This window comes from Bacteroides sp. A1C1 (genome assembly GCF_004328515.1).
Taxonomy (GTDB): domain Bacteria; phylum Bacteroidota; class Bacteroidia; order Bacteroidales; family Bacteroidaceae; genus Bacteroides; species Bacteroides uniformis.
In genome coordinates this window covers 3856507-3881452 of sequence record NZ_CP036491.1, presented here as the reverse complement: position 1 = coordinate 3881452, position 24946 = coordinate 3856507, and the positions used below count along the sequence as shown (strand labels likewise).

At 42.8% G+C, this 24946-nt stretch carries 30 protein-coding genes; 2 read left to right on the top strand and 28 right to left on the bottom strand.

Annotated elements, in window-relative coordinates:
- Nucleotides 1-47: 47 nt before the first annotated feature.
- Both EYA81_RS16020 and EYA81_RS16015 read left to right on the top strand, forming a co-directional pair.
- Nucleotides 48-428 carry a pyocin knob domain-containing protein gene (locus tag EYA81_RS16020; RefSeq protein WP_117965679.1) on the top strand — a complete coding sequence of 127 codons (381 nt, stop codon included), beginning with the start codon at nt 48-50 and terminating at the stop codon, nt 426-428.
- A 65-nt stretch (nt 429-493) separates the two neighbouring features.
- Entirely contained in the window at nt 494-898 is a 405-nt protein-coding gene (locus EYA81_RS16015) for a hypothetical protein (RefSeq protein ID WP_117974780.1), read from the top strand.
- A 116-nt stretch (nt 899-1014) separates the two neighbouring features.
- Here EYA81_RS16015 and EYA81_RS16010 read toward each other — a convergent pair whose 3' ends face one another.
- The 28 genes from EYA81_RS16010 to EYA81_RS15880 form a co-directional block, all read right to left on the bottom strand.
- Nucleotides 1015-1536 (bottom strand): hypothetical protein, encoded by a 522-nt coding sequence (locus EYA81_RS16010; RefSeq protein ID WP_117974778.1) that lies wholly within the window; start codon nt 1534-1536, stop codon nt 1015-1017.
- 93 nt (nt 1537-1629) lie between these two features.
- Nucleotides 1630-1935, bottom strand: coding sequence for a hypothetical protein (locus EYA81_RS16005; protein WP_131226067.1), 306 nt, complete (start codon nt 1933-1935; stop codon nt 1630-1632).
- Nucleotides 1936-2011: 76 nt separating this feature from the next.
- The gene (locus EYA81_RS16000; RefSeq protein WP_117589304.1) at nt 2012-2356 is read right to left on the bottom strand and encodes a pyocin knob domain-containing protein; all 345 of its coding nucleotides are present in this window, start codon (nt 2354-2356) and stop codon (nt 2012-2014) included.
- A gap of 99 nt (nt 2357-2455) precedes the next feature.
- Nucleotides 2456-3358: a hypothetical protein gene (locus EYA81_RS15995; RefSeq protein ID WP_131226066.1), complete on the bottom strand. Its 903-nt coding sequence runs from the start codon at nt 3356-3358 to the stop codon at nt 2456-2458.
- A gap of 1 nt (nt 3359) precedes the next feature.
- Nucleotides 3360-4412, bottom strand: coding sequence for a hypothetical protein (locus EYA81_RS15990; RefSeq protein ID WP_131226064.1), 1053 nt, complete (start codon nt 4410-4412; stop codon nt 3360-3362).
- Nucleotides 4396-4680 carry a hypothetical protein gene (locus EYA81_RS15985; RefSeq protein ID WP_035449790.1) on the bottom strand — a complete coding sequence of 95 codons (285 nt, stop codon included), beginning with the start codon at nt 4678-4680 and terminating at the stop codon, nt 4396-4398. Before EYA81_RS15985 ends, EYA81_RS15990 begins: the two co-directional genes overlap by 17 nt.
- Before the next feature lie 18 nt (nt 4681-4698).
- A complete protein-coding gene (locus tag EYA81_RS15980) occupies nt 4699-5856 on the bottom strand; it encodes a hypothetical protein (protein ID WP_131226062.1) in 1158 nt (385 codons plus the stop codon).
- Nucleotides 5857-5858: 2 nt separating this feature from the next.
- On the bottom strand, nt 5859-7163 hold the full coding sequence (locus EYA81_RS15975; RefSeq protein ID WP_131226061.1) for a hypothetical protein: 1305 nt from the start codon (nt 7161-7163) through the stop codon (nt 5859-5861).
- Nucleotides 7164-7291: 128 nt separating this feature from the next.
- A complete protein-coding gene (locus EYA81_RS15970; protein WP_131226059.1) occupies nt 7292-7756 on the bottom strand; it encodes a hypothetical protein in 465 nt (154 codons plus the stop codon).
- Nucleotides 7757-7865: 109 nt separating this feature from the next.
- On the bottom strand, nt 7866-8975 hold the full coding sequence (locus tag EYA81_RS15965; RefSeq protein ID WP_131226057.1) for a hypothetical protein: 1110 nt from the start codon (nt 8973-8975) through the stop codon (nt 7866-7868).
- A 19-nt stretch (nt 8976-8994) separates the two neighbouring features.
- Nucleotides 8995-9579 (bottom strand): hypothetical protein, encoded by a 585-nt coding sequence (locus tag EYA81_RS15960; RefSeq protein WP_129643886.1) that lies wholly within the window; start codon nt 9577-9579, stop codon nt 8995-8997.
- Between the two features lie 23 nt (nt 9580-9602).
- Complete coding sequence (locus EYA81_RS15955; RefSeq protein ID WP_117589266.1) at nt 9603-10214, bottom strand: hypothetical protein; 612 nt, start codon at nt 10212-10214, stop codon at nt 9603-9605.
- Nucleotides 10215-10230: 16 nt separating this feature from the next.
- Nucleotides 10231-11298, bottom strand: coding sequence for a hypothetical protein (locus tag EYA81_RS15950; RefSeq protein WP_117974896.1), 1068 nt, complete (start codon nt 11296-11298; stop codon nt 10231-10233).
- 17 nt (nt 11299-11315) lie between these two features.
- Entirely contained in the window at nt 11316-12452 is a 1137-nt protein-coding gene (locus EYA81_RS15945; RefSeq protein WP_117974898.1) for an ATP-dependent Clp protease proteolytic subunit, read from the bottom strand.
- A gap of 127 nt (nt 12453-12579) precedes the next feature.
- On the bottom strand, nt 12580-12813 hold the full coding sequence (locus EYA81_RS15940) for a hypothetical protein (protein WP_117600625.1): 234 nt from the start codon (nt 12811-12813) through the stop codon (nt 12580-12582).
- Nucleotides 12810-15413 (bottom strand): hypothetical protein, encoded by a 2604-nt coding sequence (locus EYA81_RS15935; protein ID WP_117974900.1) that lies wholly within the window; start codon nt 15411-15413, stop codon nt 12810-12812. The genes EYA81_RS15940 and EYA81_RS15935 overlap by 4 nt, the downstream gene beginning before the upstream one ends.
- A gap of 2 nt (nt 15414-15415) precedes the next feature.
- Nucleotides 15416-17293 carry a hypothetical protein gene (locus EYA81_RS15930; RefSeq protein ID WP_131226055.1) on the bottom strand — a complete coding sequence of 626 codons (1878 nt, stop codon included), beginning with the start codon at nt 17291-17293 and terminating at the stop codon, nt 15416-15418.
- Nucleotides 17290-18384 carry a hypothetical protein gene (locus EYA81_RS15925; RefSeq protein ID WP_117974902.1) on the bottom strand — a complete coding sequence of 365 codons (1095 nt, stop codon included), beginning with the start codon at nt 18382-18384 and terminating at the stop codon, nt 17290-17292. The genes EYA81_RS15930 and EYA81_RS15925 overlap by 4 nt, the downstream gene beginning before the upstream one ends.
- Nucleotides 18371-18838, bottom strand: coding sequence for a hypothetical protein (locus EYA81_RS15920; protein ID WP_117974904.1), 468 nt, complete (start codon nt 18836-18838; stop codon nt 18371-18373). Before EYA81_RS15920 ends, EYA81_RS15925 begins: the two co-directional genes overlap by 14 nt.
- Nucleotides 18839-18840: 2 nt before the next feature.
- Complete coding sequence (locus EYA81_RS15915; RefSeq protein ID WP_117974906.1) at nt 18841-19272, bottom strand: hypothetical protein; 432 nt, start codon at nt 19270-19272, stop codon at nt 18841-18843.
- The gene (locus EYA81_RS15910) at nt 19269-19805 is read right to left on the bottom strand and encodes a hypothetical protein (protein ID WP_117974908.1); all 537 of its coding nucleotides are present in this window, start codon (nt 19803-19805) and stop codon (nt 19269-19271) included. Before EYA81_RS15910 ends, EYA81_RS15915 begins: the two co-directional genes overlap by 4 nt.
- Entirely contained in the window at nt 19802-20992 is a 1191-nt protein-coding gene (locus EYA81_RS15905; protein WP_227187312.1) for a phage terminase large subunit, read from the bottom strand. The genes EYA81_RS15910 and EYA81_RS15905 overlap by 4 nt, the downstream gene beginning before the upstream one ends.
- Nucleotides 20935-21063, bottom strand: a complete 129-nt coding sequence (locus EYA81_RS19825; RefSeq protein ID WP_255425210.1) for a hypothetical protein — start codon at nt 21061-21063, stop codon at nt 20935-20937. Before EYA81_RS19825 ends, EYA81_RS15905 begins: the two co-directional genes overlap by 58 nt.
- Nucleotides 21064-21117: 54 nt before the next feature.
- Nucleotides 21118-21630: a DNA-packaging protein gene (locus tag EYA81_RS15900; protein ID WP_227187299.1), complete on the bottom strand. Its 513-nt coding sequence runs from the start codon at nt 21628-21630 to the stop codon at nt 21118-21120.
- A gap of 31 nt (nt 21631-21661) precedes the next feature.
- Nucleotides 21662-22255: a ParB N-terminal domain-containing protein gene (locus EYA81_RS15895; RefSeq protein ID WP_131226053.1), complete on the bottom strand. Its 594-nt coding sequence runs from the start codon at nt 22253-22255 to the stop codon at nt 21662-21664.
- 2 nt (nt 22256-22257) lie between these two features.
- On the bottom strand, nt 22258-22896 hold the full coding sequence (locus EYA81_RS15890) for a ParB/RepB/Spo0J family partition protein (protein ID WP_227187301.1): 639 nt from the start codon (nt 22894-22896) through the stop codon (nt 22258-22260).
- A complete protein-coding gene (locus EYA81_RS15885; protein WP_117974918.1) occupies nt 22859-23965 on the bottom strand; it encodes a phosphoadenosine phosphosulfate reductase family protein in 1107 nt (368 codons plus the stop codon). Before EYA81_RS15885 ends, EYA81_RS15890 begins: the two co-directional genes overlap by 38 nt.
- Nucleotides 23962-24498: a methyltransferase domain-containing protein gene (locus tag EYA81_RS15880; protein WP_117974920.1), complete on the bottom strand. Its 537-nt coding sequence runs from the start codon at nt 24496-24498 to the stop codon at nt 23962-23964. Before EYA81_RS15880 ends, EYA81_RS15885 begins: the two co-directional genes overlap by 4 nt.
- Nucleotides 24499-24946: the final 448 nt, after the last annotated feature.

Genomic DNA, 24946 nt, shown 5'->3' with positions numbered 1-24946 from the left:
ATTGCTTATTTCCGTCATATCCTTTGACCCTCAAAAGTACAAAGGATATGATAGAGAAGGTAAACATAAGTCAAGTAATGAACCAGTATCAGATAGTAACTGATGCAGACTATGTGTGTGTGGAAAAAGGGAATAGCCAGGGGAAGATCAATAAGGGTGATTTGCTTAATGCAATGTTTCAAAAAGGAACACCCGTAAAAGATTACAACTTAAATACAGAAATTGGTATATACTACATAAACGTTAGCGTTAATGGCACCATCAACGGACCATCCAATTCAATTAGCTATGGTATTCTTTTTGTACTTAAAGGATTAAATAATTATATTGTTCAAATAGCATGTAGTGTTACTGGCCTTCTAAATGTATTCATAAGGACAAGAACTGAACTTGCTTGGAGTGAATGGAAATCAGTAAATATTACCTAATATGACGGTATAATTTGCTCCTTTTATTTCTTATCGAATCTTCTGACCCTCAAAAGTACAAAGGTATGATGGAAAAGATTAAGTTGTCAGAAGTGGAGAGAGGTTTGCCTAACGGAATAATTGCTCAGATACGCGGGCTGAATACCCAGGGAGAGGGCATTTTAGAAACGGTGGAATCTTTTTTGAGTGACATATTATGTGCAAGAGGCTCCTTTATATATAACAGTCAAGAAGTTATAGATAACCTCAAGCAACCTGGTGTGTATATGCATGGGGACCCCATAATCGGTACGGGGACTTTCTATGGCGCGCATGGTGTGCTCTTAGTCTTGTATGTAAATGAATATACAATACATATTGATTTTCCTGCAAGGAAAAACTTTATCCTTGTAAGAAAGTGTGTCACTGTCAACGGGAAAGATGATTGGTCAGAGTGGAAATATATATCGTTAACAGACATATCAACGTAACAGACCTACCCGTTTTATCCGAGATGGCCGGAACGGATAATCTGTTTCTCACAAACTAAACATCCGTCAATGGCGACAAAGACAAGAAACGGAAATAAATGCTACAGTGGGGGGAATTATTCCCCCACCTTAGACTCCTCCATGTAGCTCGCAGCAGTCACCTCACTCTCGTCAGCCGCTTCCAATATGAATTCAAATGTTGTCGGATGGTAGGAAGACAATAGTTTCGCATATACTCCGGGCGTGTAATCCCTACGCTCAAGAAATACCTTGAATGCTCCAGTATCGGTATTATAGAGCTTGAATTTCGGCCTTGCATTTTCCGTTCCCAAAACACCGCCTATCAGATTTAATTTGTATGAAGGAGCTGCTGTTACCCCTTCAGACCTATATATTGAAAGGAAATATAGGGCAACCGGTCCTCCTCCGTATGACTGTACACTAAATAGAATTCCATCGGAGAAAGAAGATGTGTCCTTTCTCTCAAACAACAATATGGAGGATGTCATGGATACCCGCTTTTCTTGTCGCATGTCCCTGGAAGGTTTCAGACCGTTTTTTACCTCTGTTGCAATGGGTAGTTTCCCTCTGATTAACTCAACTACATTGGAATCTGTTATGTTAACTTTCTCTATCATATCCTTGTACTTTTGAGGGTCAAAGGATAGGTAGGAAAATGGATACTCCAAAAGTCTCTTATGTTATGGTATTATTTATTAACGTCCAATCTTTCAAAACCTCTCCATTGCTACGAATGGTTTTAATATATATTTTTGCAGAGTTAGTAATATATAAATGGCTGTGTATTGAAACCCTCTTAGCGCTAATAAAATTCCAGTGCCCATATTATTTAAATTATCAGTAGATGAATATACACCAGCACTGATTTTACTATCGTATTCTTCATTTAATATATTCTTACCTTGTTCAAATCCATTAGCTTGCATAAGTCCCTTGTTTGCTTCTGTTGCAGCAGGCAGTTTTTCTCTAATTAACTCAACCACATTGGCATCTGTTATATTAACCTTTTCTATCATACCTTTGTACTTTTGAGGGTCAGAAGATACGAATGAAAAAGAATGTATTAGGAAATATTCTATTTAGTAGTAAAAATCATTTCCATTGAGTCCAAACACCATTGACTCGTGACCTCTTATACTCTTTCAGGTCGATAAAGGATATTGCTATTTGTACAAAATCAGCTGAACCTATAACTTTGACCCAATAAAAGCTATTGGTTGGAATGTTTGCCACATTATTCCATACGCTATATTCTCCAGCTTCTACAAGGTTGTTTAAGTCTCCATCTTTAACAATATTTGCTTTGTTCATTTGCAAATTAAGGTCGCTTTTCTTAATCTTCACCGGTTCACTACTTGTTTCCCCATAGAAAAAATCTGCATCATCCTTAACAGATAAGCTGTTCAAGGCTTGACTTATGTTTACCTTCTCTATCATATCCCTTGTACTTTTGAGGGTCGTCATTTTCGGATAAAAACGACAACCAGTTTAACATTTTGTTTTTATTCTCGTTTTGTTAATAATTATCTTATTTTGTCAACTGTTCGAATAGCGTTTCGTTTCCACCCCATTCTTGGAAAACGCCAACCCGATGGATGGATTTATGAGAGCACTGTATACATCATTTCCCAACGACGAGTCATTAATCATAATCGAGCCTGCTCGCAGAATAGTATCGCCAAATTCCTCACTGTTATGGTAGTTCCTCAATCTGACCATAGGAAGGTAATTGATGTTTCCATTCCATTGCTCTTCCATAAACTTGATTTCACCGATAACACTATTGTTCTGGTTGTACATCCTGATGGAGTTGGTATCCGGATCCAACTCGATTCTCGTTCCATTCAGTGAAGTGGAGAACTTGCCGATAATCTTAATGTCACCGTTATCCTCTATTCGGAATGCACCGTTGGGGGACCTGATGTTTCTGAACACGCCGCCGTCAACCTCGACATTTCTTCCATAAAAGATCCCCCTCAAGAAGTCAATCAGCAGGTTCGGCCTGAACCCGTTCGCCGGATTCATCGGATCACTGTAATTGAAGTCCTTGTACCCGCCCTCCGTCTCCACGGCCGAACCGTCCGCTCTCACCCCGTACTGGGAGAACATGTACTGCCCGTAGAATACGGCGCTCGCCAGTTTTGCGAAGTTCGCCATCAGAATCTCGACGAACGAATACCTGACCTTGTCCATCAGCACCCAGGTGGCCTTGCTGCCGTTGGCCGCATAGTCCTTTTTCGGATTAATATTCTTAAAAGTGCCCTCCTTGTTCAATACGTAATACTGCCCCTCACACAGCACCATGGGTGCGGACAGTGGGGTACGGGTATAGGATACGGATGCCGCGTACTCCCCGGTCGGATAGACCAGCGGGCCGACCGGTCCCTGCTGGAGATACTTCACTTCTCCCGTCTTGCTTGCCAACGCTTTCTTTGCCATATCATGCTGCCGTTGAGATTGTCCATGAAACATTGCCGCCTGCCTGCTGGCACATAGCTTCGGTGCAGGTACCGCTTGCCGCAGCCACATTCGCCGTAGCCGGATTGAGAATGACCCCTGCCGAATCCATAAAGACAAAATAGAACAGCATATTCTTTGCCTTCGTGGTCTGTCCCCGCTTGACAAGGATAGGCGTATAAGTCACCGAACCTCCGGAACCGGAAACAATCGTCTCATCCTCGGGATTGGGATTAGTTATGATGTCGTAGGGGTCTGACAAGTCCATCACCGTCTGCGTGTCAAGGCCTATCAGATTGCCGCCCTGCGACACCTCCACCTTAAAGATGCCCGTAGTGTCAACCAGGCTGTCCGTAACGGTCAGACTCTTGCCAGTCTGGTCGACGAGTGTCTGCCAGGCACCGTTAACCATCCTGGACCACTTGTAGGTCAGTCCGGAGGTGATCTCTGACGCTCCACGTCTCGCCATCGCCGTGAGAACGACACTGCCTCCCTTCTCACGGATGGCAAAGTATTTGTCATCACCCGAAACGATGGTCACCACGTTCTGGTTGCCCACACCCTTGGTGATAGAGATGCTGTAGACGAACTGCACCTCATCCGACACGTTGCCCACGGTCACCGTAGCCACCGCCTTGACGCTGCAGCTCGCACCGGATGACGCCTTCACCAGGTTCTTCACGATCTGAAGCCCGTAATAGTTTGTAGTGCCTGCTTTATATGGAATGAACTTGAAATGACCCGTCTCGCCGCCAAACGTGTTCGTGGAGACGTTGGATGTGAAGCTTATCAACACGTCATTGAAATACCACCTGATGGAAGAGGGCACCACAATCCCCTCAGCCACCCGTGAGGAGGTGAGAAGGAAGGAGAGCGTCGGCTTCATCGTGGTAAAGTCGGGGGCTATGTTTGTCGGAGCGCCCGACTCACCGTCATACTCCTGGTACAGGTCTCCCTTGTCGCACATGATGGCAGGCATGTATACACCGGACTTCTGTGAGAATATCACCTGCCCGACCTTACTCGCTACGCTCATCGGTCACCTCCTCCCCGTCTTTATCCATGAAACCCTCCGGAGTGGCGACCTCCACCGGATCTTCCACGCCGTCTATCTCACCCTTGGCCTGCTGCGGGGAAAGGCACACGCCCCCGACTACTGCCGCCCGGTCGAATACCGTATCGCCGGGAAAGCCTGCCACATCGGCCTGCCATAACAGCACATTGCCGTCGGCAGTGCTGTTGCGGATTCCTGCCACTCCCAGCTTGTCCGCAACCTCTCTCGTCACTTTGATATAAAATGCCATACTGCTATCGATTAATGGTTAAACATCCCTTTTCCTTGCCACTATAAACTTACCGCTGTCATCCGTCACGTACTTGCCGTCAGATGTCACCACCGCCGCATACGGGCCCTTGTCAATCACCTTCAGCTGTAGCATCATGCCGTCGGTGCATGGGATGGAGGGCGAGTACCCGGCAGCGGCCAGCACGTATGAGGAGGCGCCGGCCACCTTCGTGTACCATTCGCACTCAAGGATGGCCTGGGGATTGGGGACAATCCCTGCCGTATCACGGATGACCGGTTTCGGGTATATCATCTTGGTTCCGTCGGCCACCTGCTGCGGAAATCCCTCCCAGTCAATCTCGATGGCGGGAATACGCCTGCGAATGGTGGTGGAGACATAGTCTATGTCACTGTCCGGCTTGGATGAAGGAGCACCGTCCTTCGAGTACGATGCTTTCACAACGTAGGTCTGTTCGTGGCCGATATAGTCCCGGTCTATGGTAAGCACGTTCTTTGTCAGTGATACGAACTCCCAGTCATTGTCGCCGTTACCGTCGGTAATCTGCTCCAGTGCGCCCGTATTCAGCTTCCGATAGAAGAAGAACTTGCACTTGTTGGTTGCTGTGACATCTACATCGCCGACAAGCAGCTTGGCGGTAATGATATGTTTTGATATATCACGGCAAGGATTCCAATCCAAAGAAGAAGGAGAATCAATCACCAGCTTAGGCTGTGCTTCGCTGCCATCTACGGCGCGAACAAGACGGCTGAAACGGTAGACGTGCGTCTGTCCGGTACGCTTCGCATCGACATACTCGGCGTAGAACTCCAGTGTTACCGGACTGCCGGGAACGGTATTCTTTTTCACTTGTATCTTACCCTTCTCGGCTCCGGTCTCGGTAATGACATAGCTCTTGTTGGCAGATGTAATCAATGTCCGCACACCGTTCAAGCGCTCGTACCACTTCATGTTGACCAATGACGCGTTGACCGCGCCCACTTTGGTCACCGCATCCGGGTCGGTGGCATTGCACCGGGGGAACAGCGTCAGGGGGGTAAGCGTGTAGTCCGGAGTGTACTCGGCCTTGTCAGCCTGGTACACCTGCACGTCCGGTACGCTGCCGACAACCTCTATCCCGCCGCTGGTCTGGAGAGGGCGGTAGTTGACCTCTATCTTCTTCTGTATAGTCTGCATAATTAGAAAGTTATATAATTCATTGTCTCATAATTATTCTGCCCGTCACGCAGCAGCACCCTTGCGATAAACTTGCACCCGGTCATGTTCATATAGTCGGGGCCGAGGTCGTTGACCGTCAGCGGCAGCGACTTGCCGGTTTCCGCGTGTGCGACCGCCCAGGCGTTGTCCTCGGTGACGTTGCCCGTGTCGCGCGTCCACTCCACATCACTGTCAAGGATATGCGCCGTCACGTCACGGTTGTACAGCTCACCGGTAATGGTGAGGGTGGTCGCAAAACGCTCCGCATCGAAGTACCAGCCGTTGCTGCTTTTTATATCGATGCTGAAATCCGGATTGCCCTCGACCATTGCCCAGCCCGCTGCTCCGTACTTCGGTTCGTCGGTAGTGCCGGAAACAAGACACATCCACTTGCATCCGTAGTGCCACACGGTATCGTACATCATCACACGTACAGTCTCGGTCTGTGCCTCGCGGTCGGCTTGGTAGGGTTCTGCTCCCGTGGCGGTCTCCATGCTCCACTCGCCGCGGTCGTTGGCGATGCGGGGTAATACGCCTTGGAAGTCGATGCGGTGGATGTCCTGCGCTACCAATCCCCGAACGTAGATATAAGAGTGCAGGTAGTTGATGGGCAGGTTGTCGAACAGAGACAGATGCTTCAGCCTGCCGACGATCACCGAATAGTTGCTTTCCTCAAGGATGGGTTTTGTGACCCCGTTAAGCATGCAGATACAATGCTCACGGGATGACAGATACCAATAACCCTGCCGTTCAGTATCAACCGGGTTGCCACGGTGTGATAATATCATCAACGGCTCAGGAGGATAATTCTTGCCACCCGGCACCTCGCTATCAGGGTACATCACAGCGTTGATCGTATTGGCTGAGATGTCAACATGCAAGACACGTAGCCAGGAGGTATAATACTTGCCGCCACCTGATGTAAGGTCATTGACAACACCATATACAACATCGTTTTCTGCCAGTGCAGTAAAGTCGTTATCCCACCGCTTCTTCATCTTCAGGCTGTATGTGCCGTCTTCAAGCTGCGATACACTTTCGATGGTACCGGACTCGGAGAATGAATAGTCGCTCTCCATGGCGGAGAGACGGTTGAAGATAAGCTCAAGGACGGTAAGGCTGTCGCGGACCTCGAGGCGGGACAGCTGCATACGGCCGTCAGGGAATATTCCGGCACCCTTGCCCGCGACCATAGAGTCGATAAACTCGCCGAACTTCAACAGAAAATTTGTGCCGTCAGACTGGTCTTTGCGAAGGAACACCTTTGATAATTCTTCGATGCTCATTCCTTGTTGAATGAGTTCAAGAATGCCAATAAATGTCCGTCCAACCCTCTCTGCGGTATTCTCTCCCTCAGAAGAGGCGTTCCTTATCTGTAGAGCAAGTTTCCTTAATATGTCAAGTGTATCAGGCATTATTCACCAAGTACTCTAAAAGTTACACGATTAGCATTAATCCCTCCATTTCCCCTATACAGCGGAAAGTCTTTTTTGTTATCATTCAAATACCGAACACATTCTTTCATATACCTATCAGCAACAGAGAAAGCATCATTATAAGCCATAAGTTTCTCCTTAAAATCAGAACGCGACGAATACTCGTTATCTTTATTGACAAATCCAAAACGGGTGACATTTCCATCTCCATTTTTCACGATACGAGCATAGGTATAATATGCTAATGTCGTTTTCAGCCCTACAAAGGAACGTTTGCCTCCACATTCTATGGTATAAGAACTACCATTAAGCAACTCACTATAATTTTCCGGATGTTCTTTCACATCTAAGAATAAAGCATCACCCAAAGCTGACTTCAAATCAATGTTCTCCGACTCCCGAATATATGCCTCTATCTTTTCCGTATCGATGTGTATTGACATCGTACGAGCCAACTTATAGACCTCATCTGTTGTTATTAGACATCGCAGCATTTCTTATATATTTAAGAGGTTGTACACTAAAGTCATTGGAAGGATTGAGAGGTTCATACTAATGCGCAAAAATTTTCTGAAAAGCCCGTTCAATCATGCGTTGTTGCTTTGACACAATAGAGTTATAGTATTCAAAAGCATCTTCCAATATATCCCCAGAAAAACCAACCTTACCAATCCGGATACAATACCAAGGCTCCTGCCCGAAAGCCGAATAAATACGTTCAACCACACTGGCATCAGTAACGGTAAACTCCTTATCATAATTTTTAGGACTAATATCCACAAACTCCGGTTTTTCTTCATCAGATTCCAAGGTTACCTCTAAGACCTTTGTCGCATTGGTGTCTCCTTGTAATTGCACGATAGTATCAGAAAAACCAGTATCTTCATTAGTCCTATCCTCTTTTATAGGATTTCCGTTTTCATCAAAACGTACCGAAGAAGCACCTTTCTTTGTAATTATCATCCCGGAAGGCATGAAGTTACAACGCACATTACGATACTTCACATTGGCTAATCCCTCATCCGTACTCATTTCCGTAATCACACGGTCAGCTCTTCCGATAGGATACACGAATTTCCCTGTGTTGCTAATCCATAGTATCTGCCCCTTATAGTTTTCAATCCCTCCGGCAGCCCGAATTTGCGCATAGACCACCTCCTTACGTGGATTAAATACATCTATAAACTCCACATTTTCTGGTATTACCTTTATGGCTTTTCCCTGACGGGTTTTCTTTCCTGTCCAATCCGGATGAACTGCGATTTTTGCGATATATCCGGATTCATCCTCCTCCAACAAACGGCAATTTTCAAAGGGGATGTGCTGTACTTCCACTATATCTGCGAACATATTATAATTAACATGTATCGCCATCCCATCGTAATCAGCAACATCCTTGCAGACGAAAGCATGGATGTCATCTGCCGTATCTCCACGGCGGTTAACCACATATTCAGAAAAAGCAACCTCACGAAACCCATTTCCCTCTATGAAATTGGCATAACGTTCTGCACATTCGCTACCCGTTGAACTCGCAGCGATGATATTTCTTAGATGTTGGGGATATAAATTATCATCACCGTAGCTTTGGATGCCAAGATTACGTAAATAGCCCGTGTCAACACGCCTATTACTCTTCTTCTTTAATTCATTTACATTCATCGTTCCGTGAGGTTATTCTTTATTTCACCGTTTCTACGGCTTCTATAGTCTGCTTAGAGTCAACTACAGATTGAGCCTCTTTAATATGAGCATCCAATACTTTAGCTGTAACTTTCTTCCCGTTCAGTTTATAAGTCTTGAACGCATCTCTCACAATCTCAGAAGTAGCACCTTCCACTTCAAAGGCTTTCACCAATTCTGAAACCAAAGTTTCATCCAATGGTAAAGCAGGACTCATCCGTCTTTCAACCCTTTTCTCCCAATCGGAAGGCGTTGAAGCAAAAAAGACTATCCCTTTAGGATTTTCCGCAAGATACCTTTCTGCCGCTTCGTCAGTAAGATTGTTGTTGGTGTACATTTCACTACTTCCAAAGCCTACTTGGAGCAATACACCATTTTTCAATGCATAACTTGATTTTTCTTTCATTTTTCCATATCTTTTTAAGTACGAATACATTTCAATCACAGCGTCACGATAGCAATCACCACATGAGGTCTTGGTAAATGTCCTACCAAGAACTTCATGAAACATCAGTTCAATGTCTGATTTATCAGAAGAAGAAAGGGAGACCTTATCCCCCAATCTCTTCAACTTATCAACCATCTCCAAGACAAGCATATTCCCTCCTATGCTGCCGGTTCAGCCGTCAAAGTGTTGACAGCAGTCTTAGTTGCTTCATAACTCGTCTTGAACAAGAATAATGCAGATTTAGGCGTTTTCTGCTCTTCCAAGGTAACAGCCCATCCACCTTCAGTATCCTCGCTATACTTATCGTTGTCGATAGCTGTAGCTGTAAGCCCTTGGTAGTAACCATACACCTGAAAAGCGGCATCACCAGGGTTTCCTTCTTTCTGTAAACCCTTATATTTATTCTCCAACACCACAACATAGGTACCGTTAGCCAATCCGTCAATAACATCAGCGCATACATCCGGGTCGTTTGCCAATATCACAATCGCGACAGTATTGGTAAACGAACTACGATATGTGCCAGCCACTAATGAGGTCTTTGTACCCGTAAATGGATTTTTACCAGGAACAACAACCTTATAAGCCTTCTTCCCGGTTTTCATAGCCAGCGTTTCAATCACATTCTTTTTTGTAGAATTGAATACTGTGGCTGCAAAGTCCACATCCGCACGATTCATTATTACCCCTTCCTGCTCCAATCCTTGTACTACTGGATCATCACACGACGGAACAATATCTTTCTTTAAAATATCATCACATACTCCCATAGAATACCTCCTTTTGTCAATATGCTACTTGCACCAAGTTGTCCTCGCCAATCATAGAACCGAGTTTACCAGTAGAATAGATATAATTCTTACGGGGTTTTCTTTCAAACCAGATATCAAGGTCAGATATCGGGTTATCGCCTTCACAACCGTACATTAAATTGTCCGGAGAACATAGAACCGCACGGTGAGGAAGGTTCAGTTTCGTTTTATCGTTCTGATACGCTTGAATAAATCTATCCCAAATAGAACATTTTACGACCGTAACGCCGTCATACTCTCCTACTTCAAGGCCGTCAAAAATGACCGTCCAAGGCATAATAACCTTATATTTCTCCCTCACATCACGTGACAAAGAATCACATAATGATTTTGTAGCAAAAATTGCATGTCCGGACTTCTGGAAAATACGGCTATCCGCATCTTCAAGCATCGCGTCAAACACAGATGTAGCAGCCCCCAATTCTTTCATCTTGGACTTCTGCAAAGCATAAGATGTTTCAGAGTTGGCTGATATAACGGTATGCTGACCGGAATTCTCTGCACATATGGCAAACAGGCGTTTAAAGAAACCGTCACATGTCTTGAACAATTCTACATTCAATCCATCCGTAATTTGACCGGAACCGTCAATATTAGCGGCATCCTTGTCTCCAAACCAAGTGAAGCGCCATAACATTTTCATCATTGCTTCCGTCAGTTTTGGAAGGACAATCCCATCCATATATTCAGTAGAAGTAAGGTCCGCAATATTGGTACCCGTCTTCAAGCAGTACTTTGCAATAGTATTCTCCAAGTCCTCATAGCACATTTCCAACGGGACTTGCCAGTCACCAATTTCCCATACTTTCTGGGCGGCAGCGATAGCCACTTTTTGATATTCAGGGTCACATCCGGCGCCTGCGATACCTACATCCTCCATCTCACCGATGAAACCAACTTTCTTGCCATTGGTCACTTTAGGCATGAACGTCATAAAACGCTCCATATCCTCATTTTGAAAGACTGTCAGTTCAATCAAGTCTTTCAAATCTTTCACCGCCTGATTGTCTGGCGTCAATTTTGAAAAATCTAAAATAGGCATACTCAATTCTCCTTTCTTTACTTTTTAGCTCTCTTCTCCCTTTCCTCTCTCAATTTTCTTTGAATAGGTGTCTCCTCTGCACTTGCTTGTGTCTCAACAGTATTCTTGAAGGATTGGGTACGCAAAGAGACTCTATAGGTTGAACAATGTTTTGCTAGCCAATTCTCACCCCCTGCCATCTTTACAGCATTCAGTATCTTATTGTCCTCAACTGTACGGGCATTGGTTTTCAATGCCGCATTTTCCTCTTCAAGTTCTTCAATGCGCGCCTTTAAAGCTTCAATCTCCTCATCACCGTTTGTTTCTTCCGGGTCTTTGATTTCTGTAATCACTCCGTCTGTTACAATGATAGTCTTACCATCGGGCATAACATGCTCGCCATCGGGGGATGCCGCATCTCCCACTTGCGGTTCTCCTTCTTCACGTTCCACCGTCAGTGTATTACCTTCGGCATCTGTCAGTTCCATAGATACTACCGGAATGTCTTCTATCTTCTGGTAGCCACATTTCGCAAGCAGTCTGTCAATGATAGATTGCTTTACCGTTACTTGTTTTTCTTTGTTCATTTTCTCACTATTAAGTTTATAATCAGTTCCTTTTGCTGTAGTTGGTATAAGAACATCAGATATAAATCCAAGTTGTTTTGCAACCTCACCGCCAAACCATGCCTCCTTGTTCATCTGGACCTCCAAAATGGTCGATTCAACTCCTGTCCGTTCAACATATACAGCCATCATCTTATCCTTTTCCGCTTCCAGACTTGATTTGATGGATTCTATAGTTTCAAGGTCCAATAAATCATCATATCTTGCCAAATATGGTTTGTGGATGAGAAACTTTGCATGAGGATAAGCCTTTCTGCGTTCAAGTGGAGCAGAAAGCAAAATGATGGTAGCCATAGAAGCACATCGTCCAACAACGGTACAAGATATTTCCTTACCTGACGCACGTAATGCATCATAAATAGCATACCCCTCAACTGTATCACCGCCACACGAATGGATTTCAATGTCAATTTTAGGGTCAGCCGGGTCAAGCCATGAAAGGAAGTATTGGATATCCGGAAACGAAAGCCCCTCGTCACCGGTCAAATACCAATTTTCCATTTTATCCTTATCGGCTACAATGTCCTTGTTAATGTATAATTTAGCCATATCACATAATTGTTTGTAACAAAGGTAGAAAACATGATACGGCTTGAAGAAAATAAGAAGTCTATTCCACTGACACGCTTTGTCAGCAACTTTTTCAAAACAAAAAAAGGGCGGAATAATTCCGCCCCTAAATATCCACTTTACTTGAGAACTTATCTATTATCCGATAAATTGTCCTTTCCGCAATATTATACTCATCGGATAAATATTGCATGATATAAGTCTTTTTATGCCCCTCCTTTGACAGACGGACATACTCTTGATACACGGGAATATATTTCACATCCCCGACATCAAGCGAAGCGTCCCCCATCATTTGAAGAAGACTTTTATTCAATATCAATAGTTCATATGCTTTCATATACTACCAAGATTTTCAACGTACTTAACCCTATTAGCAACAGAGGTAAACTCTTCCACAGAAACCACCGGAGCAGGCGCCATCATCATACCTTTTGCAACAGCTTTGGCCAGCATGTCCTCTCCTAACGCCTGATTGGAAGAAGCTGTTACATTAATGGGAATACCTCCTCCTATCTGATTGAAAGCCGACAATAACGGAGCAAACATCGAGGTTGCAGCAGCCGTCATTACACTTTCACCGTTGGACAACATAGCAGGTATGGAATCGCTTGTACCGGAACCTGGCCCTTCAACTTTACCTCCTTGTGCAAATTTAGCACTTTTCACCGATTTCATAGCCTTTCCCATAACAGTAGTTACAGATGCCACTACAGTACCTATCGCAGCAAGCATGTCAATCCATGTTGCAGATGAGCGGGTAGCTGTTTCTACGGCTTTGGCAATGGCTACCCCTTGCGCAATAGAAACCTCCGCAATAGCCAGTATTTTCGCCAACTGAGCCATATTCTCGTTATCTCCTGCCGCTTGTTCCAACAAATCAGAAAGATTCCCTGCCAAGACAGAAAGGGATTCACCTTTATTTTGCTGCATCTCCACTTCCTTGTCAATGACCGCCTGCTTTGCATTCAAGTATTCTTGGTCTGCAGCAAGCTGCCTGGCCCGGAATTCGGCATCACTCTCCTCTCCCATCCGTCTCAAGCTGTCTTTCAGTTCAAGCTTCTGCTGTTCCTGCATACGAAGAAGCTCAAGTTCACTATCTCCATTCAATTTAGCTTCTGCCAATTCATTATCCAATCGAAGTTTGAGTGCATCAGCTTGTTTCTTTGCTGTATCATTCTCATGTTGAACGGACAAATCATAAATCTCTTTATTGTACTTCTCCGTAATAGCAAGCTTCATCTGTTCAGTAAGCTCTTTCTGACGGAGTTCTACGTCACGTTGGGCAACAAGTTGCTGCATCTTTAGTTGGTACTCCTGCTCACCTCCAGCTTTTACGGATTCAAGTTGCAGAGAGATTAGTTTCTGCCGGTTCTCCACCTCCTTCATCAGTTGTTCTTCCGATAATTGCTGTAATGCATCATTTTTTTGCTGTTCAAGTGCAATGATCTGCTGATTGAGTGCTTGGCGCATAGTTGCTGTAAGACCTATTTCAGTACGTAAACGGATACGTAAATCCTCTATCTGACGCTCATACACTCTCTTAGTCTCAATAAATTGTTTTTCTTGGGCATCCTTGACTATCTTCAAGGCTTCATCTTCTGCTTTTCGGATTTCCTCGCGCTCTTTTTCTTTGATGGCAGCCACTTTCTCTGCCACAGCTTTCTGCACTGTGACTATTTCTCCTCTAATCGTATTCTCCTGCTCAAGTAATTCCATAGTTTTAGAGAAATACTCCTTCTCCGCATTGTATTTTGCAGCTTCAAGTTCAGCCAACTTATCATTTGTCTCTGCATCATTTTCTGCCCATTCTGAACGCTTACGAAGAAGCTCAAACTCTCTCGTTGCCAAATCCACATTCCGCTTTGCCTGCTCCTCTTCAAGCTTATTAGCCTGCTTTACGAAAGCAAGTCTCTCCTCTGCCGTGAACTTCTCCTTGTCTTTCGCCTGCTGGCGCAAACGTGCGACCTCCAGCTGGTCTTTAGCATTCTGTACTTGGTCCGTTCGCGCTTGTTTTGCTATGGCTGCTTCTTCCTTAGCCAGTTTGATAGCCTCTCTATTGGCATCGTTAATGTCCCTGATATACTTTCCTATGCCAGGCAATTTTTCTGCCATCTTAGCTATCCATCCAATCATCTTTGCTCCAGACTCGACAACAGATAGAATACCTCCCGCCAATCGTTGAACTATGTTCAAAAGAAAATCAAGTGACCTTGATAATGGAGCAGTAATAATGTTCCAACGATTTGACGCTTCTTCACTGGAATTTATAGCTTTGGATACAAGCATTATCGCTGCAGCAATACTAGCAAGAATAGCAACTATCGGATTCGTCAGTAAAGCTAATAATTGCTTACTAAATCCTATAACAGCTGTTTTCCCAACATTAAAAGCTTGTTTCACTCCTCCAAGTTCTGTTTGCATTTTAATAATTGAATCAAGAAATGGGATATTTGATTGTGCAGCCTTTAAAATAGCAGCTTCATAGTTTCCTACATTCCGATAAAAACGCTGCGTTTCCTCCTCTGCTTCCTTTAACTCCTCGGTGATTGCATTAATATGATTCTGCAGTTCTTTACCTTTAGTACCTTCTCTTTCTTCTCTACTCAATGCGTCATATGCAGCGGTAGCATTGGAAAGTTCTGCTCGTAAAGCCACAAGGCTACCCTCTTGTTCCTTCTCTAATTTTAATTGATTCTGAACTTGCTTATTCAGCATCCGAATAGCATCATTATATTGCTGCGTTGCTATCTTCGTTTCAGACAATTTCAAATTATATTGTTCTCGACTAATCCGCCCAGCCTTCAAGTCATCCTTTAAAGTTTGCTCCCTTTTTCGGAGTACATCCAACTGTGAACGATACTCCGCTATTTTACGAATAGCATCATCATAACGTACTCTAATATTAAGAATCTTTTCTTCTACATTGCTATTTCCCATAACTACACCTCCAATTGTAACAATTTACATTCACATATTCCCGTATCTTCTGCCTTAATGGAAATAATGGCATAATATCTACCATATTGGGCCAAATAAATTGGAACAGTCATATCCAAGTCTCTCAACTCAATATCATTTATTTCTATCTTTTCTGTAATAACAATAGGCCTTCGTATGATAGATTGGTATGTTTGGTAATACATAGAAAGGAGTGTATTCCAATCAAGACCAGTAAATACCCCTTTCACACCATTATAAGCCAATAATCTTGGCTCAACTGAATTGTATTCCAAATTACCTTCCTCATCATATGAATATATTGGTATCTTGGCTACATCCGAGAATTGGTCACTGGCAGCAAACGGCAATTCTACAACATCTCTTTCACTTTCTATCGTTTCGTTTTCTACAAACAAATACCCATCATATTTCCCCACTACCGTATCATCCTCCTTCCATCTATAAAAATTCTTTTGAGAAAAATCATCAAGAGAATAGGCAATCGCATTAGGTTTATTATCTTTATATGTAGCAACCAGCCTACGGGTCCAATCCAACGCTTTCGCCTTATTAGACATAATTGTATCAAATGATACAAACACAAGGCCGTTACTTTCTGTGAACAAAGGGAAAGTACCTATGATTGCCGATATAGCTTTAATAAAATCAGACTGCTTTATATCTGGCAGATTAGGTATTATCCAATATCTACCACCCAATAATATTTCTTGCTCTATATTCGTTATCTTCAACGTGCCGCTAATAGAAACGACATCAGATGGCTTGCCTATATTCTGCAAAGCAAATTTCAGATGAGGAATAGAAGAATGTAGAGTAGAAAGCATCTCTGTTTGCCTATTCTCAAATTGAAACAAGACCTCATATACACCGTCACTTATAAAATTTACATTCAGTAATGGAATTGTAAGTACAGTACTTGTATCCAGTTCGCTACCGACTTCATTGAAGTTGTAATTATAAACTTCCAATGTAGCAGATAATGGAGCCACATTTGTATTTACTTTAACTTTAAAATTACCCGATATCTTAGGTACAGCATTTATGACTTTAGACCTATAGCCATTGTAATATCCTCCACTCACTCCGTTTCCTATTACTGCAAGGTTTCCATAAAACGAACCAACATTTCCCATATCGTTGAAGTATATGTTTGTCTTGCCAGCCCTATCCTCTGCAACGCCCTTTAAATCAACGGTTATAGCTTCGATTTCTGCATACTCTTCGCTTGGATTTTTTTCCAATAATGGAACAAACATGTTTTCCAATAAAGCCTCTTTGTCTTTTGGAAAAATAAAAGATATGCCGTTATCCTCTTCTATGTATTCCATGATTTGTTTTACAGACTGAACAGGATGATACCACACCATTGAATCTCCATTTCTGAAACCATAGTCAACCTTTGGATATACACGATCATTTTCTCCCCAATCTTTCCATTCAATATATTTCGGATAATATATACCTCCCACATATTCACCAGCATCCATATCTCTCAGGCTTTTTCCACTTTCAAGCATTGATGATAGTGCTGTTATATTTCCCCACGTCATGGCAATCTCAATCTTATCAGATATAGATATAAGTACAGCCTTAGCAGTTGGAATAACCTCTACCCCATTACGAAAATATCTTGCATCATGATATTTCCGAGGATAACCGGAGTCTGCAGATGGAAGCTCAGCATGCAATATGATACGTTGATTCCTTATTGTCTTAGGTAATTTGATTGTATAACTATTATTGCTCACAATCTTACTCAAGTCTGTAAAAATATTGCTCTTGAAATTAAGTGTAATCTTGGTATTATCGTCCAAGTCTACCAACTTACCATCAATAAATAGCATGTCATTTCTCATAAGCTTTGTACTCTTGTTTCTGGTAATATGATTGTTGCTACGAAATCCTGCAATACGGCTCTTGTCTTATTGAAGTTACCAACAGATACATTCACCGCCTTCCAGCTATCAACTCCATTCACATTTTTACCTGCATACATATCAACGATGGGTGACAACGCGAGTTGAAACAAGAAGTCAAACGTTTCAGAGTCCACTAAAGGAGCACACACCAACAATGTATTCTCTTCTGTTTTTCTCTGCTTACGTCCTGAACCTCCATGATAGCCATTAACATAGTTATAGTCTTGCATATTATTACGAATAAATTCACCATCATTGGCAATTTGTTTACTCTCATCACCACGTTTAAACAACCAATAGCAATAAAAGCCATGACGATTTATCCAACGTAAATAAATTCCATCCGTGCATTCATCAACTAAAAGCCTCACGTTTACAGCCATATTCGTCAATGCATGAAAAGTAAAATCAAATGTATTGTCGAACACGTTTGCCCCCACACTCGTTCCCGGCAATTTCAATACGACCTCATTGTTTGCATCAATTCCATTCAAAGTAATATTATACACCTTTCTTTCAGACAATGTAATAGCTGGTAAAGAAATGCTGTCAGCGGTCACACTCACATTAGCATTACCGGCCGTATACATTCCTACCGTAAACGGAAGGTTTTTAAACCACGTCAATATACGATTTCCATTATACCGTTCACCCACCTTCATTGCCCCCCAAATGATGAACGTATTGAATTGAAAACTTTCAGACATTGAACTGTCCGAATAAAAGTCAATATCTACAGAGAACACACGTCCTACCCCGCTATCTTTCGGAATCGTCTGTGAATAATCAATTTTCCAAAATTCTACAGTGTCAAATGTAGACTGCATGTAAAACGACACATCAAAAAAGCATGCATTATTAAACAGAGCCCTCTTCTCCTTGTATGAAATTTCAGAAACGATATCAGTCACCGTCACCTCCACGTAATCCCAAGCATGCCCGTAAATGTTTATCACTACCGGATTAAAACAGAAAGATATTTCATCCGGATATTCTATGGTTGTTTCCCCTATCTTATGAGTTCTCATTACTATGTAGATTTATATGTGTCACATCATCAACGAGTATACCAAACACACGGTCCATAATGTCCCGTATTGTTTGCTCCACGTCCGTTGTATATATATCCTCGTACGTACCAGAGTGATAAAGTGATGTGCCCTCTGTTGCTATCTTCCGGGCCACAAGGTATGCAAATGACCTTGGTCTCTCCACTTGGATACCCTTGTCTATCATCCATTGCTGAATAATCTTATAGAATCCTTTCGGTACTTTCCCCGAGGCACGTCCCACCTCCAGAACTCCGAACGCTTGACGACCATAAAGAGTACCATGATTATCATCCACGACAACGTGCAGGCTCTTGATAGTTTTGCCACTTGCACGCTGCCCAGCCCGTATATGATTTTCTATGATGCGCTGCCGAAGATTATCCAACTCCTCACACAATATCGCCTTTACCTCTTTCCTCCTATCTTCCATAACTAGCACATGGGCGCTCCTTGAACCTCTTTCAATTTCAATTCTATTACTATTCCGGTAACATTTACATCCAGCTTATCATAGAAAACGGAATAAGGTACCTCATCGCTCACCCACTCAAACAGCTCGCTCCTATTCAACTCACGGATAAACTGAACCGCATATCCTTTGCATCTCTCAATGACCTCCTCATTCTCCACCCCATCGAAATCAAATTTGGTCTTATCAGCAAATGCTATCATGCAGTTAGGAGAATCCCTTAGCTGTGTTCTTGATATGACGAATTTCCCGGATATAGGAAGCAAATTTATAATGGCCGGCAATGGCATCTTATCCAACCTGACATTGGCGGTCGCCCAGTTATCGAACAAATAGGTGACTCCTTCCAGCTTTTCTGCAACAGAAGCTATCTTCCTTTCTACACTTGTATTCATTGCTTATTCTGATATATTTCCCGTAATCGACGTTCATAGCGTATTTTCTCTGCATCCATGTCAAGGCATTTATATACCCTCACCCATGGAACACATTCTACCTGCTCATGGTCAGTTATCCCCATGCGGGTAGCATAGTAATCCACCAAGCCAAACAACCCGAACGAAAGTTTATCAACCCCAGCACGTCTTTCTTCCGGAGTCGGTGCCACGCTTGTAGTTTCAAAGAGCTTGGTAATACGTTCAACTTCCCTGGTTACCCATGTGGAGAATCCCAAAATATCCGCTGCTTCATACTTCTCTATCTTATCAATAGGCAAACCGAGGACAACACAACATGGAACCATTATACAGTCTATTACATTGCGTACGGATTGCAGTTCCATCAACTGACCTATGGTGAGGTCGTTCAGAGTCTCCGGAACTCTGACACCTGCGACAAAGTCCGGTTTAGGCAACTTTCCTATCTGCTCCAACAGTTCAGTAGCATTGCTCGCCACGTCACTCAATATCAAAAACTCTTTTACTGTCATATCTGTCCTAATTTTGCTTTTGGTCTTTTAGGCATCGGTTTTATACGAAAAAGCATTGCCATTATCAACATGTCGAGGTAATCCGGAGAATGTCCGAGTATATCTTTCATATTCTCCTTGCTGATTATCCCTTTCTTCCGGGTATCGGCATCTATATGGTCTTGCTTCAAGACGGACAATTCTTCCATTATGCGCTCTCTTTGCGCTTCCGTACATATAATTCTTATCTGCCGATTATTTATTAGCTCTGCAAGCTTAAATGCACATTCAGATTTCAGATTGTCGTACTCTGGATTAATCGGTCGGGTACCACCATGAAATTCTTTGATACCATTCAAATAACTTTCAAGGTAGCTTCCAAGTCCATCACTATCAACTACCATCATACTACGTGGAATCTTCCACTGTATCATCATGTTTTTAAGATCCGTCTCAATAGATTTACCCGTGCTATATTCCTGGTCTAACCGGATATAACACACATTACCCACCCAGTGCCCCCCGACAAAACGGTCGCGTCCTTTCATGGCAAGGTCAGCTGCTCCCGTCGATAATCCTATCGGTTTTACGTGCTCATTTGCGAATAGGTCACAAATAGCATCATAATCACAGAGTGCTGTCGGGTCGTTGTCATACTCCCAATTACCATAGTACAAGCGCTCCTTTGTCACTTTGTCCCTGGTATTGCGGAGCGTATCTATGTAATCCTCGGTAGCGTAGGGATTATCCTGCACCAATGCTTGAATAAAAGCGTATGGGGCTTCCAGCTTGCCTTCTTTCCACGGTTTGTAGAACTCACGATAAAGCCAGTTCTTCTTTGGATTGCAAGTGATAAGTATCTTCCCGGATATTCCATACACATCATTCAAGTGCCGTCCTATACGCGTCTTCAAAACCTCAAATGCGAGGTAGTGAACCTGCCCGGCTTCTTCAATCCATCCTCCAGTAAACTCCTTGGAGCCCAATCGCTCATACATCGGGTCTTTGACGGGATAATATGTCAAGTCAAGAAAGATGATTTCCGACCCATTCCCTAAAAGTATACCGTCATTGGTCTGCTTGTAGTCAGTGAATCGATGCCACTTTGCCACCTTGTCGAAAGTGACAGAGATAGACTCACGGCTATCTTTCAAATTATTTCGGCCAGCGAACCATCGAGTGCCCGGGAGATAGTAAGCACATTGCATAAGCCATTCACACCCAAGCCATGATTTTCCACCTCCACCAGCGCCACCATAACACAGAAACTTCGTAACATCGTCACGAAGGTAGTTATAGGCTAACCTCTGCTTTATATTGACCTTATATCCCATTACTTGACTTTCTCCGCATCTTCTGTATATGGTAGAAAATTAAATCCTTTGAACTCTTTTCCTGCATTCGTATGGTCCACCTCCTGCTTGTCAACAAGCCCTAACTTTCGGGCAATGATATTCGCATTGAAAGCTCCAACGCACGCTCCCTCAAACTGCTGCGTTTCGATGGTTTCCTCCACGCGTGCGATGACCTCCAAAAAATCTTCATCATTCTTATTTCTACATTCGGAACGAAAAGTGCTCCACCACTTGGAAGAAGCACCTACATAAATACAGAACCCGGTTAGGGAATACGGACGGGAAGTCGGGGAAACTTCTTGTTGTACTTGTTGCTCATTGACTGTCTCCACCTTCTTCCCTTTTTTCCTTTTTACCGGAACAGTCTTTTGAATGGCCTTTTTGGACAACCAGGGATTTTCATCACACCATTGGAAATACTCACATGCCGCCTCCCATAAGAGTTCTGGCGTGGAAAAGAGTTTATCCCTCCCATGCTTGCTCCTTAACATCCAAAATTTATTTCCCGTCGGTGCCGCCATATTATTTCTTCATTCTGATAATCTCTCCACAATGAGGACATGCAAGTTCAATATATTCAGTTCTTTCCTGCTCCAGACCTTCTTCAATACGTTCTGCCTTCTTCCTGAAAGATTCATTCTCTTGGCGATGCATTTCCTCACTGAATTCCTGTTTTGCCGCTTCTGATTGCGACTCTTCCGTGACATAATTGTTTGTCGGAATAAAATTCATGTCAAAACCGAGTAACTGGTCTATGGGTTCAAAAAAGAAGTCTTGCATATCTGCAGGTACATTCATTGTCCTAAGCTCACGTATCAGTTTCTCTTCATCCCATGACGCAAATTCTGATGTCTTATTATCTGCGATACGATACTGACGCGCCTTTTCCTCGTCCAAGTCCACAATGATGCACGGGGCCTCTTTATATCCAAGATTCAAAAGGGCAAAATACCGTGTATGACCAACAATGATTTCAAAATTCTTATCCAACACAAGCGGCTGATTGAAACCATATTTCTTTATTGACTCTTCTACCGGCTTAACAGCCTTACTATTGTTCCGGGCATTATTCCAATACGGAATAATCCTATCTATTGCAATGCTCTGTATATCCATAGTTATAATTCCAATGAGTTTGTATGATGAACAATTTCTTTGATGGCTTTGCTGTATTCATAATTCCTGAACATCTTGGCAAAACCGGTAATATGCTTCAGCTTCACAAGCTCCAACGGCTCCATGCCAAGCTTTCTACAAATAACAGCATCCGACTCACCGTTTTTTATCATGTTATAAATGATGTTTGTCATGCCATCAACGGAATGCTTGCCACGGGCACGATTGTGACGGACCGTAGAAGCCATACGGTCGTTGATATCCTTGTCAATGACAACAATGGGAAGACGCCCACTATTGCGCTGGGCAATGTCCTTATACATGCGCGCGATAAGGTTACGATGAAACCCGTCGACAATAATATACTTTTGCTCCTCTTCACTCCAAATCGTAACAATTGGCTGTGTATATCCATCTTCACGAATGGAAGTATAAAGGAGCTGCATCTCCTGCTTTGCCACAGCGTTCGGATTATAGTTGTTCGCCTTCACCATATCCATCGGTACCCAGAGGACACGGTCCACCGGATTGGCCTTTTCAGGAGACAGAGAGAATAAAATCTGTCTTATCTCATTGAAGAAGTTTATTTTATCTGGCGCTTCATCAAGCATCCGGATGATTATTTCTTTTAGTTTTTCCATATTTATACTTTGATTTATGAACCAATAACCTATTATTCAACTTTGTCTGTTCAAAGTCCTCTGTGATGATACCACGGGCAAAGGCGCGATATATATCAACGCGATCGGAATCAGACCAGCCCGCAATCTTATCAACCACCGTATTTAGATTATTGGTAAAAATTACTTTATTCTTGCTCTCAGCTACGATATTGTCTATGAGATATTGCAGATATTCCGGCCAGTCCTTGAAACAGTTGGGATAGTTTCTTACCTCTTCAAAGGCATCCAACAGAAGATGGTTCGTTGTGCCAATATTGGGAATACGCATGTACATGGCATTATAAGCCTTCGGGTCAATCTCTTGCAAGTAAGGAATATTCTGATTACTGTTCTCATGGATAAGAGAAGATACCCTTGCAGAACGCAACGGTTCCTTTGAAAAGATATAGTTGTAGACCTTATTGTATTTCAACCGATTGGAGAAGATGTAATACCATATATCGCGATATGACCAATCATACAAAGGATATATAACAACACCATGGCTACAACGTTTTCCATATGTCATTCCTGGCAAGGTTTCCTTTCCCGTCAATCCAGCACGACGAGCTGGTGACTCTTCAATACGGACACCTCCCAAAGATATATACCCCCCTCCCAAGTGATGATATGCGATGGCATCAAACATATCCTTAAATCTGTCGACTCCATAGACGTTTTCCTTAAAAGAGACATCTTCTTTCTCACGCATCCACACTTTCCCTGGCTCCCAAGGGATAAACCAGTCACCACTGTTCGCATTCCATAACCGGAACGGAATTTGCACCCAAATAGGTTCCACCTCTGGCAATGACATAACATAACGCATATACTCAACAGTATATGTGTACTCACATTCCTGATCAAGAAATATAACCGGCAACTTTTGAATGCCCAATTCACTTGTCACTTCCAAAGTAAGGTGTAATAAGGCAGTACTATCCTTGCCTCCGGAGAAACAAACACCTAATCTGTCCCCCATAGAAAACAACTTCCTTATCCGGTCTTTTGCCGCTTCATATACATTCTGCTCTGAATACAATATCATACGTTCGTCACGATATAATAGTTATCAAACTCCCTTACTTCACAATGAGGAAATCTTTCCTCCAGCTCACTCCTTGAATGACTGTAATGTTCCAGATTACAGCCGGTACGTTTATAAGTTACCGGATGATAATTCTCCTTGTAGAACATGAGGAAAATATTCTTTCCTTCGGGAATATCCGTCAGTGCTTCAATATCAATGTAACTGGCCGAGCCGAACAAAGCTACAATGCTATTGAATGTTGCAAACTTTAAATTGAGCAACTCAAACGGAATACACAAATTATTATACTCCGGATGCTTCTTTCTGAAAACATCAAGCATCTTACTACTTGGGTCAATACCCCAATATTCATCCGGAGACACTTTCAGAATATCAAGGAGTAACCCCGTACCACATCCCACATCCAGAAAAATCCCTGAAACCTCAAAAAGCATTGAGGCAATCTTACGATTCTCCTCAATACTGGCTTTGTCTTTGAACAGAGAATCATAACTCTCTGCAACTGCATCATACTGATTTACTGCGTACATACTTTATTATTTTGATTTACAAAATAAAGATACCGAATAATCCACGAACGGACTATTCGGCATCAAAGAAGTTACTGACACGATTTGGCAGAAGATTTTGCTTTAGCCAGCAATACCTTAAATAAATCCCAACCTTCAATTTAACAATTACACCGTTAATGGTTAACAAGTACATTTACCAGCTAAACCATGTTATAAGATGGCTGAACAAAGGCTCATAATTTGCATAACTTCCACAAAACCTTACCTTTGCAATGTGTTTTTCATAGTATTAGATTAAGGTTAACAAAAAGATTGGCTGTCTGGGATAGATAGCCTTTTTTGTACATATTACAGGCTACATCTCAAAAGCAAGTTGTCTCCAATTTATCCGATTATTTGGAAGACTTTCATTACATATTGTACCAATAAATAAGATATTTTACTCCTACATTATCTTTAAAAATGT

What these genes read in the sequence shown, in the direction of transcription:
- EYA81_RS15915 (WP_117974906.1), bottom strand. Translation starts at nt 19,272, where the DNA reads ATGAATACAAGTGTAGAAAGGAAGATAGCTTCTGTTGCAGAAAAGCTG.
- EYA81_RS15935 (WP_117974900.1), bottom strand. Translation starts at nt 15,413, where the DNA reads ATGGGAAATAGCAATGTAGAAGAAAAGATTCTTAATATTAGAGTACGT.
- EYA81_RS15940 (WP_117600625.1), bottom strand. Translation starts at nt 12,813, where the DNA reads ATGAAAGCATATGAACTATTGATATTGAATAAAAGTCTTCTTCAAATG.
- EYA81_RS16005 (WP_131226067.1), bottom strand. Translation starts at nt 1,935, where the DNA reads ATGATAGAAAAGGTTAATATAACAGATGCCAATGTGGTTGAGTTAATT.
- EYA81_RS15995 (WP_131226066.1), bottom strand. Translation starts at nt 3,358, where the DNA reads ATGGCAAAGAAAGCGTTGGCAAGCAAGACGGGAGAAGTGAAGTATCTC.
- EYA81_RS15945 (WP_117974898.1), bottom strand. Translation starts at nt 12,452, where the DNA reads ATGGCTAAATTATACATTAACAAGGACATTGTAGCCGATAAGGATAAA.
- EYA81_RS15990 (WP_131226064.1), bottom strand. Translation starts at nt 4,412, where the DNA reads ATGAGCGTAGCGAGTAAGGTCGGGCAGGTGATATTCTCACAGAAGTCC.
- EYA81_RS15970 (WP_131226059.1), bottom strand. Translation starts at nt 7,756, where the DNA reads ATGTCAATACACATCGATACGGAAAAGATAGAGGCATATATTCGGGAG.
- EYA81_RS15895 (WP_131226053.1), bottom strand. Translation starts at nt 22,255, where the DNA reads ATGGATATACAGAGCATTGCAATAGATAGGATTATTCCGTATTGGAAT.
- EYA81_RS15955 (WP_117589266.1), bottom strand. Translation starts at nt 10,214, where the DNA reads ATGGGAGTATGTGATGATATTTTAAAGAAAGATATTGTTCCGTCGTGT.
- EYA81_RS15960 (WP_129643886.1), bottom strand. Translation starts at nt 9,579, where the DNA reads ATGGTTGATAAGTTGAAGAGATTGGGGGATAAGGTCTCCCTTTCTTCT.
- EYA81_RS15910 (WP_117974908.1), bottom strand. Translation starts at nt 19,805, where the DNA reads ATGACAGTAAAAGAGTTTTTGATATTGAGTGACGTGGCGAGCAATGCT.
- EYA81_RS15980 (WP_131226062.1), bottom strand. Translation starts at nt 5,856, where the DNA reads ATGCAGACTATACAGAAGAAGATAGAGGTCAACTACCGCCCTCTCCAG.
- EYA81_RS15900 (WP_227187299.1), bottom strand. Translation starts at nt 21,630, where the DNA reads ATGTTAAGGAGCAAGCATGGGAGGGATAAACTCTTTTCCACGCCAGAA.
- EYA81_RS15905 (WP_227187312.1), bottom strand. Translation starts at nt 20,992, where the DNA reads ATGCAATGTGCTTACTATCTCCCGGGCACTCGATGGTTCGCTGGCCGA.
- EYA81_RS16020 (WP_117965679.1), top strand. Translation starts at nt 48, where the DNA reads ATGATAGAGAAGGTAAACATAAGTCAAGTAATGAACCAGTATCAGATA.
- EYA81_RS15930 (WP_131226055.1), bottom strand. Translation starts at nt 17,293, where the DNA reads ATGAGAAATGACATGCTATTTATTGATGGTAAGTTGGTAGACTTGGAC.
- EYA81_RS15890 (WP_227187301.1), bottom strand. Translation starts at nt 22,896, where the DNA reads ATGGAAAAACTAAAAGAAATAATCATCCGGATGCTTGATGAAGCGCCA.
- EYA81_RS15925 (WP_117974902.1), bottom strand. Translation starts at nt 18,384, where the DNA reads ATGAGAACTCATAAGATAGGGGAAACAACCATAGAATATCCGGATGAA.
- EYA81_RS15920 (WP_117974904.1), bottom strand. Translation starts at nt 18,838, where the DNA reads ATGGAAGATAGGAGGAAAGAGGTAAAGGCGATATTGTGTGAGGAGTTG.
- EYA81_RS16010 (WP_117974778.1), bottom strand. Translation starts at nt 1,536, where the DNA reads ATGATAGAGAAAGTTAACATAACAGATTCCAATGTAGTTGAGTTAATC.
- EYA81_RS15885 (WP_117974918.1), bottom strand. Translation starts at nt 23,965, where the DNA reads ATGATATTGTATTCAGAGCAGAATGTATATGAAGCGGCAAAAGACCGG.
- EYA81_RS15950 (WP_117974896.1), bottom strand. Translation starts at nt 11,298, where the DNA reads ATGCCTATTTTAGATTTTTCAAAATTGACGCCAGACAATCAGGCGGTG.
- EYA81_RS15985 (WP_035449790.1), bottom strand. Translation starts at nt 4,680, where the DNA reads ATGGCATTTTATATCAAAGTGACGAGAGAGGTTGCGGACAAGCTGGGA.
- EYA81_RS15880 (WP_117974920.1), bottom strand. Translation starts at nt 24,498, where the DNA reads ATGTACGCAGTAAATCAGTATGATGCAGTTGCAGAGAGTTATGATTCT.
- EYA81_RS15965 (WP_131226057.1), bottom strand. Translation starts at nt 8,975, where the DNA reads ATGAATGTAAATGAATTAAAGAAGAAGAGTAATAGGCGTGTTGACACG.
- EYA81_RS19825 (WP_255425210.1), bottom strand. Translation starts at nt 21,063, where the DNA reads ATGTTACGAAGTTTCTGTGTTATGGTGGCGCTGGTGGAGGTGGAAAAT.
- EYA81_RS15975 (WP_131226061.1), bottom strand. Translation starts at nt 7,163, where the DNA reads ATGAGCATCGAAGAATTATCAAAGGTGTTCCTTCGCAAAGACCAGTCT.
- EYA81_RS16015 (WP_117974780.1), top strand. Translation starts at nt 494, where the DNA reads ATGATGGAAAAGATTAAGTTGTCAGAAGTGGAGAGAGGTTTGCCTAAC.
- EYA81_RS16000 (WP_117589304.1), bottom strand. Translation starts at nt 2,356, where the DNA reads ATGATAGAGAAGGTAAACATAAGTCAAGCCTTGAACAGCTTATCTGTT.